Annotated in this window: 13 protein-coding genes; 7 read left to right on the forward strand and 6 right to left on the reverse strand. The window is 67.4% G+C overall.

The annotated features are described in order from the left end of the window. Positions 1-156: 156 nt before the first annotated feature. A complete protein-coding gene (locus ACIA12_RS13735) occupies positions 157-1,995 on the reverse strand; it encodes an AMP-dependent synthetase/ligase (RefSeq protein ID WP_396367296.1) in 1,839 nt (612 codons plus the stop codon). A 107-nt stretch (positions 1,996-2,102) separates the two neighbouring features. Between ACIA12_RS13735 and ACIA12_RS13740 the strand changes: the two genes are divergently transcribed. Both ACIA12_RS13740 and ACIA12_RS13745 read left to right on the forward strand, forming a co-directional pair. Then, positions 2,103-3,728, forward strand: a complete 1,626-nt coding sequence (locus ACIA12_RS13740; protein ID WP_396367297.1) for a peptide-N4-asparagine amidase — start codon at positions 2,103-2,105, stop codon at positions 3,726-3,728. 91 nt (positions 3,729-3,819) lie between these two features. Then, complete coding sequence (locus ACIA12_RS13745) at positions 3,820-4,314, forward strand: T6SS immunity protein Tdi1 domain-containing protein (protein WP_396367298.1); 495 nt, start codon at positions 3,820-3,822, stop codon at positions 4,312-4,314. Positions 4,315-4,364: 50 nt separating this feature from the next. On the opposite strand, the gene ACIA12_RS13750 is transcribed toward ACIA12_RS13745, so the two are convergent. Continuing rightward, positions 4,365-5,393 carry an aspartate-semialdehyde dehydrogenase gene (locus tag ACIA12_RS13750; RefSeq protein ID WP_396367299.1) on the reverse strand — a complete coding sequence of 343 codons (1,029 nt, stop codon included), beginning with the start codon at positions 5,391-5,393 and terminating at the stop codon, positions 4,365-4,367. A 65-nt stretch (positions 5,394-5,458) separates the two neighbouring features. Here ACIA12_RS13750 and add point away from each other — a divergent pair, with 65 nt between their 5' ends. Continuing rightward, complete coding sequence (gene add / locus ACIA12_RS13755) at positions 5,459-6,427, forward strand: adenosine deaminase (RefSeq protein WP_396367300.1); 969 nt, start codon at positions 5,459-5,461, stop codon at positions 6,425-6,427. Between the two features lie 116 nt (positions 6,428-6,543). Here the strand turns inward: add and ACIA12_RS13760 are convergent, their stop codons facing one another. Together ACIA12_RS13760 and ACIA12_RS13765 are read right to left on the reverse strand one after the other, a co-directional pair. Continuing rightward, the gene (locus ACIA12_RS13760; RefSeq protein WP_396367301.1) at positions 6,544-6,729 is read right to left on the reverse strand and encodes a tautomerase family protein; all 186 of its coding nucleotides are present in this window, start codon (positions 6,727-6,729) and stop codon (positions 6,544-6,546) included. A 39-nt stretch (positions 6,730-6,768) separates the two neighbouring features. Beyond that, positions 6,769-8,283, reverse strand: coding sequence for a sodium:solute symporter family protein (locus ACIA12_RS13765; RefSeq protein WP_396367302.1), 1,515 nt, complete (start codon positions 8,281-8,283; stop codon positions 6,769-6,771). A 103-nt stretch (positions 8,284-8,386) separates the two neighbouring features. On the opposite strand from ACIA12_RS13765, the gene kduI reads away from it, so the two are divergent. The 4 genes from kduI (at position 8,387) to ACIA12_RS13785 (ending at position 13,949) form a co-directional block, all read left to right on the forward strand. Further along, a complete protein-coding gene (gene kduI / locus ACIA12_RS13770; protein WP_396367303.1) occupies positions 8,387-9,217 on the forward strand; it encodes a 5-dehydro-4-deoxy-D-glucuronate isomerase in 831 nt (276 codons plus the stop codon). Continuing rightward, the gene (locus ACIA12_RS13775; RefSeq protein WP_396367304.1) at positions 9,214-9,987 is read left to right on the forward strand and encodes an SDR family oxidoreductase; all 774 of its coding nucleotides are present in this window, start codon (positions 9,214-9,216) and stop codon (positions 9,985-9,987) included. Before kduI ends, ACIA12_RS13775 begins: the two co-directional genes overlap by 4 nt. A gap of 20 nt (positions 9,988-10,007) precedes the next feature. Next, a complete protein-coding gene (locus ACIA12_RS13780) occupies positions 10,008-10,763 on the forward strand; it encodes an IclR family transcriptional regulator (protein WP_396367305.1) in 756 nt (251 codons plus the stop codon). Positions 10,764-10,895: 132 nt separating this feature from the next. Continuing rightward, on the forward strand, positions 10,896-13,949 hold the full coding sequence (locus ACIA12_RS13785; RefSeq protein WP_396367306.1) for a glycosyl hydrolase 2 galactose-binding domain-containing protein: 3,054 nt from the start codon (positions 10,896-10,898) through the stop codon (positions 13,947-13,949). On the opposite strand, the gene ACIA12_RS13790 is transcribed toward ACIA12_RS13785, so the two are convergent. Both ACIA12_RS13790 and ACIA12_RS13795 read right to left on the reverse strand, forming a co-directional pair. Further along, positions 13,946-15,166 carry an MFS transporter gene (locus tag ACIA12_RS13790; protein WP_396367307.1) on the reverse strand — a complete coding sequence of 407 codons (1,221 nt, stop codon included), beginning with the start codon at positions 15,164-15,166 and terminating at the stop codon, positions 13,946-13,948. The genes ACIA12_RS13785 and ACIA12_RS13790 overlap by 4 nt on opposite strands. Then, on the reverse strand, positions 15,163-15,822 hold the full coding sequence (locus tag ACIA12_RS13795; protein ID WP_396367309.1) for an MOSC domain-containing protein: 660 nt from the start codon (positions 15,820-15,822) through the stop codon (positions 15,163-15,165). The genes ACIA12_RS13790 and ACIA12_RS13795 overlap by 4 nt, the downstream gene beginning before the upstream one ends. Between the last annotated feature and the right edge of the window lie 28 nt (positions 15,823-15,850).

Genomic DNA, 15,850 nt, shown 5'->3' on the forward strand with positions numbered 1-15,850 from the left:
CCACCACCCCGAAACCCCCAGCCCACCCATTGGACCACTGAGGCCCGATCGAGTCTCCTCAGCAGTCCATCGAGTCCGCACGCGACCGGCCTCCGTCGACTAGCGAACGCGGACGCGACGGAGGAGCGGACGGCGGAGCAGGCGTGGGGAGTTTTCTTAGTCGTACATTTTGTCGAGTAGGTCGCCGTAGGTGGTTTCCACGTGTTTGCGCTTGAGTTTGAGGCTGGGGGTCATTTCGCCGCCTTCTACCGTCAGGTCGCGGTCGAGGATGGTGAATTTCTTGATGGTTTCCCAGCGGTTGAGGCCGGCGTTCAGTTCGTCGACGTAGCCCTGGACGAGTTTCTGGGCGGCGTCGGAGGTGACGATTTCGGCGTACGTCTTGCCGGCCAGGCCGTTGGCGTCGGCCCAGGGCTGGATGGCTTCGGGGTCGAGGGTCACCAGGGCGCTGACGAAGTTGCGCTGGTTGCCGTGGACAAGGAACTGGCTGGCGTACGGGCAGATCATCTTGAAGCGGCCCTCGATCACCTGCGGGGCGACGTACTTGCCGCCGGAGGTCTTGAAGAGGTCCTTCTTCCGGTCGGTGATGAAGAGGAACTCGTCCTCGAAGTGCCCGATGTCGCCGGTATGGAACCAGCCGTCGGCGTCGATGACCTCGGCCGTCTGCTCCGGCAGGTTGTGGTAGCCGCTCATCACGCCCGGGCCCTTGATCAGGATCTCGCCGTCCTCGGCGATCTTGAACTCGGCGGCCGGGAAGACCGGCCCGACGCTGCCGAGCCGGTACTGATCAGGCCGATTCAGAGTCGAGCCGGCGGCGGTCTCCGACAGGCCGTAACCCTCGAGGATCAGCAGGCCGGCAGCGTGGAACCACTCGGCCAGTTTCTTGTCCAGAGCAGCCGAGCCGGAGACGAAGAACCGGATCCGCCCACCGAACCGCGCCCGGATCTTCGACAGGACGAGCTTGTCCGCAAGGGCGTACTGAGCAGCCAGTACGCCGCCAGGCTCGCGACCCTGCTGGCGCAGAGCAGACACCTGCGCCCCGACCCCGAAGGCCCAGTGGAACAGCTTGGCCTTGATCCCGCCCTCGGACTCCATCATCGTCACGATCCGGCCATGCGCCTTCTCGAAGACGCGCGGCGCGGCGGCCATGAACGTCGGCTGCACGGCGGCCGCGTTCTCGACGATCTTGTCCACCCGGCCGTCGATCGCCGTCGCGAAGCCGATCTGGAACTGCACCGCCAGCAGCACCTGCCCGAAGACGTGCGACAACGGCAACCACAGCAACTGCAGGTCGTCCGGGCTCAGCACCCGGATCCCCTCCACCGCAGCACCTTCGTACGTCCAGACCGAGTGCGGCAGCCGCACACCCTTCGGCCGGCCTGTCGTACCCGACGTGTAGACCAAGGTGCACAGATGCTCCGGCCGTACCTGCGCGATCCGCTCGTCAACCGCTGACGCCGAGGCCTCCAACTGCTTCGCGCCCAAGGCATCAAGCGCAGCCAGCGTGATCACCCAGTCGCCGTCGCGCTCGTCGGGTTCACCGTCGAGCAGCACGATCTTGCGCAGCGATGGCGTGTCGGACCGATGCGCGCGCAGCTTGTCGACCTGGCTGGCGTCCTCGGCGAAGACGACCTGTACTTCGGCGTCCGCCACGATGTACGCCACGTCGGCGGCCATCGTCGTCGGGTAGATCGTCGTGGTCGCGGCGGCCGCGAGTACCGACGCGAGGTAGCACTGGACCCACTCGAGCCGGGTGCTGGCCGCGATGCCGACCCGCTGCTCGGGCTCGACGCCCAGCGCGACCAGGCCGGCCGCGCGCCGGCATACCAGGGTTTCGGTCTCCTGCCAGGTGACGGAGCGCCAGCCGCCGTCGCCGGTGGGGGCGCGGAACGCCTCCCGGCCAGGCGTCGCGGCGACGCGATCGAGGAACATCTGCGCGAGGTGTTCCTTGCGGTTGCTGAGCAACGCGAGCTGGGGACCGTCGGCAACGGGCTTCATGTCTGGCCTCCACGGGGGGTCAAGTAACCGAACAGTAATAGGCCAGCGCAGCGCTGGCCATGCTGATCGCTTGCCCGGGCGCACCATCTCGATTACGTTTCCGCAACATGCGCGCACGGTCTGTGGCACTCGTCTCACTGTCCGTCCTGTTCCTCGGAATCCTGACCCCGGCGACGGCGGCCCCACCGCCGCCCGAGTTCGGCAGCGACTATTCCGATCCCCGGACCCCGGCCCCGCCCGTCGCGGTGCCGCACACCCGGCACTGCTCGGTGGAGATCGTCCGGAACGGCTTCAAGAACTTCGACCCGTACACCTCCACCTACACACCCCCGACCGCCTGCCGCGGGGCGTGGTCGAAGGTGGTTCTGCGGATGCAGGGCTCGGTCAAGGGCGTCCAGTACGACCGCCTCGGCCACATCACGATCGGCGGCGTGGGCGTGTTCCGCACCTCGACCCCGGAGCCGAGCACCGACGGGATCAGCTGGCAGGTCGAGAAGGACGTCACGTCGTACAGTCCGCTGTTGCGAAGCACCCAACCGGTCGTGATGGAGCTCGGCAACGTCGTCGACCAGACCTACACCGGCGTCCTCGACATCGTCGTCACCCTTGACTTCTACACAACCGGCCACGGCGCCCCAGCAGCCCGTACTGCGAACGCCGTCCTCCCCCTGCAGGACCAGCGCCGCGAAGACTCCGACCTCGTCGGTACTGCGACGCTCCCGCGCAACACATCTCGCCTGCTAGGTGAGGTCTACGTCACCGGCTCCGGCGGTGGCTGCGAGGAGTTCTGGGACACCTCCGCGCCGGTCGAGACGGGCTACTCGTGCCCTGACGGGTCGCCGTACCGTGAGGTCGAGGTGCAGATCGACGGCAAGACGGCCGGCATCGCCCTGCCCTACCCGTACATCTACACGGGCGGCTGGTCGAACCCGTACGCCTGGCGCCCCTCCCCCGCGCCGCGCGCGTTCGACATCAGGCCGCTGACGTACGATCTGACGCCCTTCGCCGGCCTGGTCAGCGACGGCAAGCCGCACGAGTTCCGCGTGCACGTGATCGGCGTACCGGCTGGACAGAGCGGCTGGTTCACGGTGCCCAACCTGCATGTCTGGACCGACGCACACTCGAAGCAGACAACCGGCAAGCTCACCTCGTACGCCGTATCGCCGCTGGCCAAGACGGACAACGTCACCGGCGAGCCGAACGCGGCCGGATCCGTCGACATGAAGGCCTCCCGATCACTCAAGATCAGCGGGTACGTCGATACGTCAGCCGGCCGTGTCCGCACAACCGTAGAGCGCTCGATCACCAACGACAGCCTGCACGTCTGGGCGGCCGGCGAATCCCGCGACACCCTCGACGCGTCCTGGCGTGATGTGTCGACCGTGACGACCGGCGCGAGGGTCGACCGCACCGATCTGACGTACAGCAAGAACGGGTACATCAGCTTCTTGCCCAATGCAACCATTCCCGGCGGCTACGACGTCATCACCGACCTCGACCTCGCCGACCGCAGTCACACCACGAGCCGGCTCGGCCCGCTGACGCTGGCGGATCGGCGTACCGAGGAGACTTACGACGGTCGGGCTGCCTGGATCTACAACGTCCCCCGCGACCAACGCCACGCCACCGGCACCCAGACGGTCCGCTACCGCATCACCGGCACCGACGGCTGCTACGACCACACGTTGTCGGCGGTCAACGGCATCTACACCAAGGACTTCTACGGCTGCTGAGGAAGAGGGCTTCTACAGCTGTTGAAGAGGACTTTACGGCTGTTGCGGAGGCCTGCCGCTGCTGACCCCGGGCCAGCCCTAGCCTTCGCCCATGGACTTCATCAAGAGCTTCACCGACGAGCAGTACGCCGGTGCGCTGGAGGCATGGGCATGGCTGGACCTGGCCGGCAAGCAGCCGATCCTGGCGACGATGTTCGGTCACGTCTTCCTGGCCGCCGACGACGGCTTCTGGTTGCTCGACCCGATCGCCGGCACGCTGACGCATCGCTGGAGCGATCAGGAGCACCTGCAGACCGACCTCGATCGGCCGGAGGTCAAGGACGAGCTTCTGATCGATCTTGCTGATGCTGCGTTGCAGCGTGGGCTGGTGCCAGGGGCGGATCAGATCGTCGATTTCGTTACGCCGCCGGTTCTCGGTGGGGTGATCGAGCCGGCGAATCTTCAGGTGATGGACTTCGTGGTTGCGGTCAACCTGGCCGGGCAGATCCATGCGCAGACCACAGGGCTGGCCGCTGGTACGCCGGTGACCGTCGCCGTTCCGGACGAGCCTAAGCGGCGAGGGTTCTTCGGGCGCCGCAATGGCTGAGGGTCAGGCGCGGCCGACGCTGAGCGACGGCCGCGGGCTGGAGGTGAGCGTCAGGCGCGTTGCTGGAGTAGTTCGGCTATTTGGACTGCGTTGAGGGCGGCGCCCTTGCGGAGGTTGTCGTTGGAGATGAAGAGGACCAGGCCTCGGTTGCCGGGGACTGACTGGTCCTGGCGGATTCGGCCTACGTAGGACGGGTCGTTGCCGGCGGCCTGCAAGGGCGTGGGGAGGTCGGAGAGTTCGACGCCGGGTGCGTTGGCGAGCAGTTCGGTGGCGCGCTCCGGGGTGATCGGGTCGGCGAACTCGGCGTGGATGCTCAGCGAGTGGCCGGTGAAGACCGGGACGCGGACGCAGGTACCGGCGACCAGCAGGTCCGGGATGTGCAGGATCTTGCGGCTCTCGTTGCGGAGCTTCTGTTCCTCGTCGGTCTCGCCGGTGCCGTCGGCAACGATCGAGCCGGCCAGCGGCAGCACGTTGAACGCGATCGGCCCGGCATATACAGAAGGCTCAGGGAGTACGACGCCGTCGGTGCCGAGCGCGAGACGACCGGCCCCGGAGGCCAGCGCCTGCGTCTGCTCCTCGAGCTCCCGTACGCCGACGCCGCCCGACCCCGACACTGCCTGGTACGTCGAGACGATCAAGCGGGTGAGCCGCGCTTCACGATGCAGCGGCGCGAGCACCGGCATCGCGGCCATCGTGGTGCAGTTGGGGTTGGCGACGATGCCCTTGGGCAGGTGGTCGAGGTCGCCAGGGTTGACCTCGGCAACAACCAGCGGTACTTCGGGATCCATCCGCCAGCCGGACGAGTTGTCGACGACGACGGCGCCCGCCGCGGCGACCTTCGGCGCGAACTCCTTGGACGCCGTCTTCCCGTTGGAGAACAGCGCCAGGTCGAGTCCGCTGAAGTCGGCCGTCGCCGAGTCCTCGACGGTGATCTTCTCGTCGCCGAACGCCAGCCGGCTGCCGGCCGAGCGGGCGGACGCGAAGTACCGGATCTCGTCGACCGGGAACTTCCGCTCCACCAGCAGTTGCCGCATCACGCCGCCGACCTGACCGGTTGCACCGAACACTCCTACTCGCATACGGACCAGCCTAGGTGAGACCTCGGCCCGGCAGGCCGCTGGCTTACAGAGTGAGAAGATCAGCCATGCGCTTACCGCTCGTCGATCTGCACCGGCACCTCGAAGGGGCGATCCGGACTAGCACAGTGCTGGAAATCGCCGCACGGACGGGCCACGAGCTGGCCGGGCGGGCGAAGCCGCGTACTGCGCTCGTGGCCGATGGTTCCGAGGGTGGGCTGCTCCCGTACCTGGCCAAGGTCGATGTCGCGATCGGCGTACTGGTCGGGCTGGATGACTGGAGTCGCGCGGCGGCGGAGGCGGTCGATGATGCGTTTGACGATGGGTTGGACTATCTCGAACTGCGTTACTGCCCGGGGATCATTGCGCATGACACTGGTTTGGCGCCCGAAGCGGTGATCGATGCGGTGTCGGGTGCCGTGGCGGAGCGGTCGGGTAAGTGGGGGTTGCCGGTTGGGTTGATCGGGATTGTGGTCCGGCATCTCGGGGCCGATTCAGCTGAGCGGCAGATGGCGACGTTGCTGTCACGGCGGGAGAGCTTCTGCGCGGTGGATCTGGCCGGCGACGAAGCGAACTTTCCGGCGGAGCTGTTCGCGGATGCCTTCGCGCAGGCGCGGGATGCTGGGTTGCACGTCACGATCCACGCGGGCGAGGCGGCCGGACCGCAGAGCGTGTGGGATGCGGTCAAGCACCTAGGAGCTGAGCGCATCGGGCACGGCGTACGGGCTGCAGAGGATCCGAAGTTGATGGAGTGGCTGGCCGCACACGGCGTCACGCTGGAGGTGTCGCTTACCAGTAACACGCAGACTGGTGCGGCTCCGAGCTACGCCGAACACCAGATCCACAAACTCCTCGCCGCCGGGGTGCCGGTAACGCTGAACACCGACAACCCACGCGTAAGCGACGTCAAGCTCTCACAAGAGCACCACATGGCGGTGTGCGAGGTCGGCCTGACTGCCGATCAGCTAGCGCTGGTCGCAAGTCAGTCAGCGGCAGCCGCCTTCGGCGATGTGGGCGCGCTCGGCAACGAGCACTGAAGGCGAGCGCGGCGGGGGGCGACCCGGGTAGCTGAACCCGAGCCGGCCCGGTCTTCCCCTAGGGGCGGAAGGGTGACCGGGCCGGCGGCGTGCGCCTGGTGGGCGCACTGGAGGGGTTAGCTGTCGGAGACGAGGATGCCGCCGTTGGCTACGTCGGACTTCTCGATTTCCTGGAAGACGATGCGGACTGCTTCGCGTTTGGCGCCGAGGATGGCGATTGCGGAGTCGGTGACGGCGGCGACGAACTCGCGGCGCTGGTCGAGGGTGCGGCCGGAGAGCAGTTCGACGGTGATGTTCGGCATAGGGAGGCTCCTTGGAGATCAGTGATTGGTTGGTGATGGCTAGCTGACGGCGGCTGCTCGTCTGGCGAGTACTTCGTCGGTTTCGGCGGGGTCGGAGTTCAGGGAGTCGAGTAGCGCGTCGACGGAGTCGCGGCGTTCCGGGAGGAGCAGGCCGAGGCCGACGTACACGACCAAGGAAGTTGCCAGCGGCAACGCGACCACCAGCGTCGTGTCGGTGGAGCCGACGCCCCACTTGACGATTGCCCAGACGATCAGGCCGGCCGCCCAGGAGGCGATCGCCGCCCGTGACCCCGACCGGCGGAACCACGGCAGCAGCCCGAGCATCAGCGGGATCGAGATCGGCCCCATCGTCGCGGCCACCAGGTCGACGACGATCTTCAGTACCACGCCCTGACCGTTGGTGATGATCGCGATCAGCATGCTCACCGTGACGAAGGTGAAGGTGGTGATCCGGGCGAACTTCAGCGTCGCGACGTCGGAGAGCTTGCGCAGCTTCGGTACCAGCACCGGGCCGATGTCGCGGGTGATCACCGACGAGATCACGTTCGCATCCGAGGCGACCATGGCCATCGTGTGCGAGAAGAACCCGGCCAGCACCAGCCCGATCAGCCCGCTCGGCAGCAACAACTGCGCCAGCTGGACATACGACTGCTCCGGCTTGGCCAGATCGGGGACGAGCAGCGGCGCGGCGCACATCGGGATGAACAGCACCAGCGGCCAGACCAGCCAGAGGATCGACGAGAGCAGCGCCGACCGCTTCGCCTCGGAACCGGACGGCGCGGCCATGTACCGCTGCGCCAGGTTCCACATCCCGCCGTTGTACTCGAAGGTCTTGATGAACAGGAACGCGATCAGGAAGACCGGCGTGTACGGTCCGTTCAGCGCGCTGCCATGGCCTTCAGGGAGCTGCCCCCACATCTTCCACAGCGTCGGGATGCCGTCCAGCTGCGAGAGCACGCCGACGAACATCGCGATCCCGGCCGCGGCCTGGATGATGAACTGGCCGAAGTCGGTGAGCACGTCGGCCCACAGTCCGCCCAGCGTCGCGTAGAGCATCGTCACCACGCCGGTGAGCAGGATGCCCCAGCGCATCGGTACGCCGGTGAAGCCGTTCAGCAAGACGGCGATCGCGACCCACTTGGCGGCGATGTCGACCACCTTGAGCGCGGCACCGGAGTACGCGAGCACCTGCTGAGTCGGCAGGTTGTACCGCTTGGCGAGGTACTCCAGCGGCGAGACGACGCCATGTTTGGCGCGGAGCCGGTTCCAGCGGGCGGCGAAGATGAACGCGCCGATACCGACCCCGACGCCGATCGACACGGCCCACCAGACGTACACGGTGATGCCGTAGGTGTAGGCGACCGCCGCGAAGGCGACGAACATGACCGCGCTGTAGCCGGACATGTGGTGCGAGATGCCGGACAGCCACCAGGGAATCCGGCCGCCGGTGGTGAAGTAGTCCACCACCGTCTTGATCTTGGTGCGCGACCAGAGGCCGATCAGCACCATCAGCACGAAATAACCGGCCAGCACCGTCCAGTCGAGCGCTGTCATGTGAACCTCCAAGAGGGCGGAACTTGGTATCACGAGACGGAACTTCTGTTAGGAAAGCATTTGTACTCTTGACTTGCAGTTCTGTCTAGTAGAACTTGGTTCCATGAATTCGCCTCTTCAGGTCCGGCACGCGACCCACCCCGCACAGGTCCCCGGGTTCGACACCGCCGCGCTCCGCGAGCACTACCTGGTCGACGACCTGTTCACCCCGGACACGATCACCGCGGTGCTGACCCACCACGATCGGATCGTGCTGGCCGGCGCCCGCCCGATCAGCGGCCCGCTCACCCTGGGCACCTGGCCGGAGCTGCGCAGCGAGTACTTCCTCGAGCGCCGCGAGGCCGGCATCGTCAACGTCGGCGGCCCCGGCACCGTGACGGTCGACGGCACCAAGTTCGAGCTCGTCACCGGCGCCTGCCTGTACGCCGGCCGCGGCGCGCGCGAGGTCGTCTTCGAAGGGACCGACGCCGCGTTCTACCTCTTCTCCGCGGCAGCACACACCGACTTCCCGACCACACTCGTCCAGCCGGGCGAGGGCAACCGGCTCGAGCTCGGCGACCAGCAGACCGCGAACCGCCGCACGATCGACCAGTACATCCATGCCGACGGCGTGCAGAGCTGCCAGATCGTGCTCGGCGTGACGACCCTCCACGCGGGCTCCACCTGGAACACGATGCCCGCGCACACCCACGACCGGCGGACCGAGTGCTACCTGTACTTCGGGCTGCCCGAGTCGGACCGGATCGTGCACCTGCTGGGCGAGCCCGAGGAGACCCGGCACCTGATCGTCGCCGATCGCGAGGCCGTCATCTCGCCGAGTTGGTCGCTGCACTCCGGCGTCGGCACCGCGGCGTACAGCTTCGTTTGGGCGATGGCCGGCGAGAACCAGGCCTTCACCGACATGGACGGCGTCGACGTGAAGGACCTGCGGTGACGCAGCCCTTCTCGCTCACGGGGAAAACAGCGCTCGTCACGGGTGCGCGCCGGGGCATCGGCGCCGCCATCGCGGCCGGGCTGGCAGCGGCCGGCGCCGACCTGATCCTGATGGCCCGCGACGCCGCGCTGGAAGACACGCTCGAAGCGATCAAGGAGAACGGCGGTGGCGAGGCGAGCATCGTGACGGCCGACTTCGCCGACCCGGCAGCGGTCGAGCAGGCGGCGATCGCGGCGGTGAAGGGAGCTGCCGCGGCGGGCCGCCAGATCGACATCCTGGTCAACAACGCCGGCACCATCCGGCGTGCGCCGGCGGCAGCCACGGGGGCGGCCGACTGGCAGCACGTGATCGACGTGAACCTCAACTCCACCTGGGCGGTGACCCGTCCGATCGGCGCCGCGATGGTCGCGCGCGGCAGTGGCAAGATCATCACGATCGCTTCCCTGCTGAGCTTTCAGGGTGGGATCAACGTTCCGGCGTACACGGCGAGCAAGCATGCGGTCGCCGGGCTCACGAAGGCGCTGGCCAACGAGTGGGGCGCGGCCGGCGTCCAGGTGAACGCGATCGCGCCGGGCTACATCAGTACCGACAACACGACCGACCTGCGGGCCGACGTGGAGCGGGAAGCGGCCATCCGCGACCGCATCCCGGCCGGTCGCTGGGGCCGGCCCGAGGACCTGGTCGGCGCCGCCGTCTTCCTGGCCTCGACGGCATCCGACTACGTCAACGGACACGTGCTGGCCGTCGACGGTGGCTGGCTAGCCAGATAAGAGGTGACAGGATGAGCGACATGAGTTCGCCCTCGGCCATCGACAAGACGCTGATGGTGCTCGATGCCGTCCTCGAGCACTCCCGGTTCACCGACGTGGTGACGGCCACCGGCCTGGCCAAATCGACCGTGCACCGGATCATGGCCTCGCTCGTCGAACACGACTTCGTCGCCCAGGCGGAAGACGGTTCATACCATCCGGGCCCGAAGGCGCTGCGGCTGGCCGGCCACGCACTGACCAACGTCGACCTGGCCACGGTCGCCCGGCCGGTACTGGCCGACCTGGTCGCCCAGACCCGCTGCACGGTTCACGTCGGCTTGCTCAACGGCGACGAGGCGATCTACGTCGCCCGGCTGGACGGCCCCAAGCCGTACCGGATGCCGTCGCGCGTGGGCAAGGCGTTCTGGCTGCACTGCACCGGTATCGGCAAGGCGCTGCTCGCCGAGAAGGACGACGAGGAGCTCGACGCGCTCGTCACCCGTACCGGTCTGCCGGCCCGTACTCCCCTGACCCACACGACCGCCGCCTCACTGAAGGCGGATCTCAACCAGGTCCGGGCCCGCGGGTATGCGCTGGACGACGAGGAGAACGAGCCCGGCATCCGCTGCGTCGCGGCCGTCATCCACGACCACACCGGTACGGCGATCGCCGCGGTCAGCATCTCGACGCTGTCGCTGGAGCAGTCGATCGCCCAGGTCGCCCTGATGGCGCCGGCCGCGATCGAGGCGGCCCGGAAGATCTCGGCGGCGCTCGGCTACATGGAACCCACACACTGACCCCCTGACAGGGCGGAGTCAATCCTGCGCGGTCCGTTGTCACCGGGTCCTCACGGCGTTAGCATCGGCTTTGATTATTAGGAAACTTTCTTAACGATCAGCGGCCCACTCCCGCCCCAGGAGGCCCACCTCATGAAACGTCTACCCCATTGGTTACTGGCGACCGCCCTGGTCGCCGGCGTCTGTACGGCGATCCCCGCCGCCGGCGCCTTGCCCAGAGCAGAGGCAGCGCCGTCTGCCGCTGCCATCCCGAGCTTCCTGCTGCAGACCTCTGCCCAGGTCTCCGACGACTCCGCCGTCACCAAGCCGGGCTTCCCGACCAGCGGCTGGCTGCCGGTGTCGTCGCGCTCGACCGTGTTCGCCGGGCTGCTGCAGAACAACAAGTACCCGGACCCGTTCGTGTCGACCAACATGAAGAACGTCGACAAGGCCCAGTTCACCGTGCCCTGGTGGTACCGCTCGGAGATCCAGGTCACCGACACCAGCCAGCGCACGTACCTCGACTTCAGCGGCGTGCTGTCCCGTACCGACGTATGGGTCAACGGTGTCCGGGTCGCCGACAAGACCCAGACGGCCGGCGCCTACACCCGGCACGACCTCGACATCACCGCGCAGGTACACGCCGGCAGCAATGTGATCGCGTTCAAGGTCTACCCCAACGACCCCAACAACGACCTCACGATGGGCTGGATCGACTGGGCCCAGACCCCACCGGACCAGAACATGGGGATCGTCCGCGACGTCGTCGTCCGGCACAGCGGTCCGGTCGCGCTGCGCGGCGCTCATGTGGTCACCAAGTTGGCCGTGCCCGCGCTCAACCACGTGGACCTCACGCCGAAGGTCGATGTCCGCAACGACTCGGCAGCGGCCGTGACGACGACGGTCAGCGGTACCGTGGCCGGCGTACCGGTCAGTCAGTCGGTTTCCCTTGCGGCCAAGGAGAAGAAGACCGTCACGTTCGCCGACGTCGGGCTGGACAACCCGAACGTGTGGTGGCCGGCCGGGATGGGCGGGCAGCCGCTGTACTCCTTCGACGTGACGGCCTCGGTCTCCGGTACGACGTCTGACACGGCGTCGGAGAAGTTCGGAGTACGGGACGTGAAGGCGCCGCTCAACAGCAGTGGCGGCCGGGCGTACTCGATCAATGGCCGGCCGTTGCTGGTGAGGGGTGGCGGCTGGTCGCCGGACCTGTTCCTGCGATGGGATGCGACGTATGCGGCGGACAAGCTCAAGTACGTCAAGGATCTGGGCCTCAACACGGTCCGGCTCGAAGGACATATCGAGCCCGACGAGTTCTTCGAGATGGCCGACCAGCTGGGCGTCCTCACGATGCCCGGCTGGGAGTGCTGTGACAAGTGGGAAGGCCAGGTCAACGGCGGCGAGCAGGGCAACACCTGGACCGCCGAGGACTACGTGACCGCCAAGGCGTCGATGACGGCCGAGGCCGAGCGGCTGCGCAACCACCCGAGCGTGCTGACCTTCCTGATCGGCAGCGACTTCGCGCCGAACGCGACGATCGAGAAGAACTACCTGGACGCGCTGAATGCGGCGGACTGGAAGACCCCGGTGATCCCGGCCGCGTCGGCGAAGTCGTCGCCGCAGCTCGGCAGCTCCGGGATGAAGATGAACGGGCCCTACGACTGGATCCCGCCGAACTACTGGTACGACAAGGCGCACACCGACTCGGGCGGCGCGTGGGGCTTCAACTCGGAGACCTCGGCCGGGCCGGACATCCCGACGATGGACACGCTGCAGCGGATGCTGACGCCCGCCGAGCTCGAGGTGCTCTGGAAGAACCCGGCGGCCACGCAGTACCACCGGTCCTCGTCGTCGACCTTCGGCAACCTGAAGCTGTTCGGCGACGCGCTGTCCGGCCGGTACGGCGCTCCTTCCGGCCTGGCCGACTACGTGAAGAAGGCACAGTTGGCGGCGTACGAGAACGTGCGGTCCGAGTTCGAGTCGCACAACCGCAACTTCACCGACTCGTCGAATCCGTCGACGGGGCTGATCTACTGGATGCTCAACAGCGGCTGGACGTCGCTGCACTGGCAGCTGTTCGACACCTACCTCGACCAGAACGGCGCGTACTACGGCGCCAAGAAGGCGAACGAACCGCTGCACATCCAGTACTCCTACGACAACAGGTCCGTTGCCGTGATCAACCAGAACCACGCGGCCGCGTCCGGGCTGACGGCTTCGGTGAAGCTGTACAACGTCGACGGCACGGAGAAGTTCTCCCAGTCCGCATCGGTGTCGGTGCCGGGTGACGGTGGGAAGACGACGGCGCTCACGATCCCTGCTGTGAGTGGGTTGTCGACGACGTACCTGGCGAAGCTGGTCCTGACGAACTCGTCCGGGGTCGAGGTCAGCCGCAACGTCTACTGGCTGTCCACCAAGTCGGACACGCTGGACTGGAACAACACCGACTGGTACTACACGCCGACCACCAGCTACGCCGACCTGACCGGTCTGTCGAGCCTGGCCCAGACGCCTGTCTCGGCCAATGCAACGACCTCGGCCAGTGGCGACACCACGACGACCACGGTGACGCTGAAGAACACGTCGACGGCGAAGACTCCGGCGTTCTACCTCGACGCGCACATCGTCGGGGCCAGTGGCAAGCCTGTACTTCCGGTGCAGTGGAACGACAACGCGGTCTCACTCTGGCCGGGCGAGACGGTCGTCCTGCGGGCGTCGTACCGGACTGCTGACCTTCATGGCGCGGCGCCGTCAGTGCGGGTGTCCGGGTGGAACACGGCGACGCAGACGGTCCCGGGCAACGGCGGTGGGCCTACCGATCCGCAGCCGGTGGTCTACGAGGCCGAGGACGCGACGATCACGTCCGGCCTGGTCGAGTCGAACCACGCGGGCTTCTCCGGTCGCGGGTTCGTGAACTACGACAACGCGGTCGGCAGCGCGGTCGAGTGGACGGTCAACGCCGCTGCTGCGGGGCCTGCGACCGTCGTACTCCGGTACGCGAACGGCACGACGACCAATCGTCCGATGAATGTGTCGGTCAACGGGACAGTTGTGTCGGCCGGGCTGGCGTTCGCTGGTGCCGGCAACTGGGACACCTGGCAGGACAAGACGATCACCGTGAATCTGGTGGCCGGAAGCAACAAGATCAAGGCCGTCGCGACGACCGCCAACGGCGGACCGAACGCGGATAAACTGACCGTCTCCTAGACGGGCTGGGCCGTCACCTGCCGAGCCTGGCGGGTGGCGGCCCACCGCACCACCGGCACGAACAACACACCGATCACGGCGAACCAGACGCCGAGGATGATCCACCCCGGTACGCCGAGCCCGAGCGGCAGCAGCGCGAGCACGGTCGGCGCGATCATCGTGCTGATCGACATGCTGGTCCCCCAGACTCCCTGGTACTGCCCCTGAGCCTGGTCAGGAGCGAGGTCGTAGCTGAGCAGGAACGAGCCCGACGACTGCAGCAATTCGCCCAGCACCTGCACGAACGCACCCAAGGCCAGCAGGGCGACCGCGACGACGACTCCGCCACCCGAGGCACCGGCAAACAGCGCCATCGATGCCAGCAGCAACCATCCTGCCGTCCGGGTGGCCTTGGCAGCGCTCGCCGGGTCGGCGATGCCGCGACTCGATCTGACCTGGAAGAGGGAGACCACCACGGTGTTGATCACCAGCAGCAAGGCGATCGTCCAGCGCGGCGCGTCGGTGTGGTCGACCACCCAGAGCGGGATCGCGACGTCCAGTACTGCGTAGTGGATCGACATCCCGGCGTTCAGCGCCGCGACGGCGAGGTACCCCCGATCGCGCAGCGCGATCCAGACCGGCCCGTCCTCGGCCTTCGGCTGCGGCGGTACCCGCGGGATGGCCAGGATGACGAAGGCCGAAGCCAGCGTGAGGACCGAGTCGAGCCCGAACATCAACCGGTACGCCAGGGCGGTGTCGAAGTGCAGCGCGAGCGCGCCGACACCGGCTCCGGCCATGATGCCGATGTTGGTGACTGCCCGCAGATAGGCGCGGGCAGCAACCCGGCCGGCGCCCGTCGTGACCGCGCCGATCAGCGCCGCCCGTACCGCCCCGGCGCCGCGATCGAGAATCGTCAGCACGATGGCGACGCCGAGGAACTGCCAGAAGGTCTGCACCAGCAGGTAGCTCAGCGACAGCACCGCCACCGAACCGCCGAGGATCACGAACAGCGTCCGCGGTCCTCGCCGATCGGCGAGGTGCCCGAGCGGAATGCCGGCCAGCAGACCGAAGAGGCCCGCGATGGTCAGGCCGAGGCCGATCTGCGCGATGCTCAACCCGACGATGCGGTTGAAGTAGAGAACGCTGACCGTCATCAGCAGGCCGTTGCCGACCCGGCTGAGCAGCGTCGCGAGAGCCAGTGGCCGCAGCGGCCCTGGCTCTGGAATCAGGCCCTTCACAGCTCCCGGTACTCCGCGCCGAGGCCGACCGAGTGGCGGTTGGCCACCCGTTGGGCGGTCTCCCGAAGCTCGTCCATCACATCCGCGCCGGAGTCGAGCATGCCTTGCATCTTCGCGCTGTCCTGCGCCGCGAACATGACCGCGACGGTGACCTCGTGGTCCGGTCTGGAGACGATGCTGATCGCGTCACCCGCCCCGATCGTCCCCGTCTTGAGCACCTTCAGGTAGGCGCCCGGGCAGCCCGCCTGGTGGAACCGCTTGACCCATCCCTTGAGCTGCATCCGGTGCTGGAAGGTGATGCACGGGACGCGCGGCGCCCGCACCATCACCTCGACCTCGTCACCGATCCGCCACACCTCACCGATCAGGGCGTTGGTGATGTCCACCCCCTCGGTCCGCAGATTCTCCCCGAACAACCCGGTCGGAATCTCCCGCCCGAGCTGCTCACTCCACCAGCGCGCGTCCTCCTCCGCGTACGCATAGACCGCCTGGTCCGGTCCCCCATGGTTCTGCACGTCGCAGACCCGGTCCCCCTCCAGCCCCAGCAACCCCACCGGCACCCGCCGGCTCTGCGGCCGCTTGTCGATCGCGGTGAACCCCGTCTCCTTGGGCCCAGGAATCAACTCTTCGACCACATTCACCGTCAGCACGCGCATGGCAGCCATCGTCTCCCGCGCAGGGGAG

Origin of the sequence: Kribbella sp. NPDC051620, assembly GCF_044453825.1 — a bacterium.
Lineage (GTDB): Bacteria > Actinomycetota > Actinomycetes > Propionibacteriales > Kribbellaceae > Kribbella.

Coding starts and splice junctions, on each gene's coding strand:
- ACIA12_RS13735 (WP_396367296.1), bottom strand. CDS start 1,995: ATGAAGCCCGTTGCCGACGGTCCCCAGCTCGCGTTGCTCAGCAACCGC.
- ACIA12_RS13740 (WP_396367297.1), top strand. CDS start 2,103: ATGCGCGCACGGTCTGTGGCACTCGTCTCACTGTCCGTCCTGTTCCTC.
- ACIA12_RS13745 (WP_396367298.1), top strand. CDS start 3,820: ATGGACTTCATCAAGAGCTTCACCGACGAGCAGTACGCCGGTGCGCTG.
- ACIA12_RS13750 (WP_396367299.1), bottom strand. CDS start 5,393: ATGCGAGTAGGAGTGTTCGGTGCAACCGGTCAGGTCGGCGGCGTGATG.
- add (WP_396367300.1), top strand. CDS start 5,459: ATGCGCTTACCGCTCGTCGATCTGCACCGGCACCTCGAAGGGGCGATC.
- ACIA12_RS13760 (WP_396367301.1), bottom strand. CDS start 6,729: ATGCCGAACATCACCGTCGAACTGCTCTCCGGCCGCACCCTCGACCAG.
- ACIA12_RS13765 (WP_396367302.1), bottom strand. CDS start 8,283: ATGACAGCGCTCGACTGGACGGTGCTGGCCGGTTATTTCGTGCTGATG.
- kduI (WP_396367303.1), top strand. CDS start 8,387: ATGAATTCGCCTCTTCAGGTCCGGCACGCGACCCACCCCGCACAGGTC.
- ACIA12_RS13780 (WP_396367305.1), top strand. CDS start 10,008: ATGAGTTCGCCCTCGGCCATCGACAAGACGCTGATGGTGCTCGATGCC.
- ACIA12_RS13785 (WP_396367306.1), top strand. CDS start 10,896: ATGAAACGTCTACCCCATTGGTTACTGGCGACCGCCCTGGTCGCCGGC.
- ACIA12_RS13795 (WP_396367309.1), bottom strand. CDS start 15,822: ATGCGCGTGCTGACGGTGAATGTGGTCGAAGAGTTGATTCCTGGGCCC.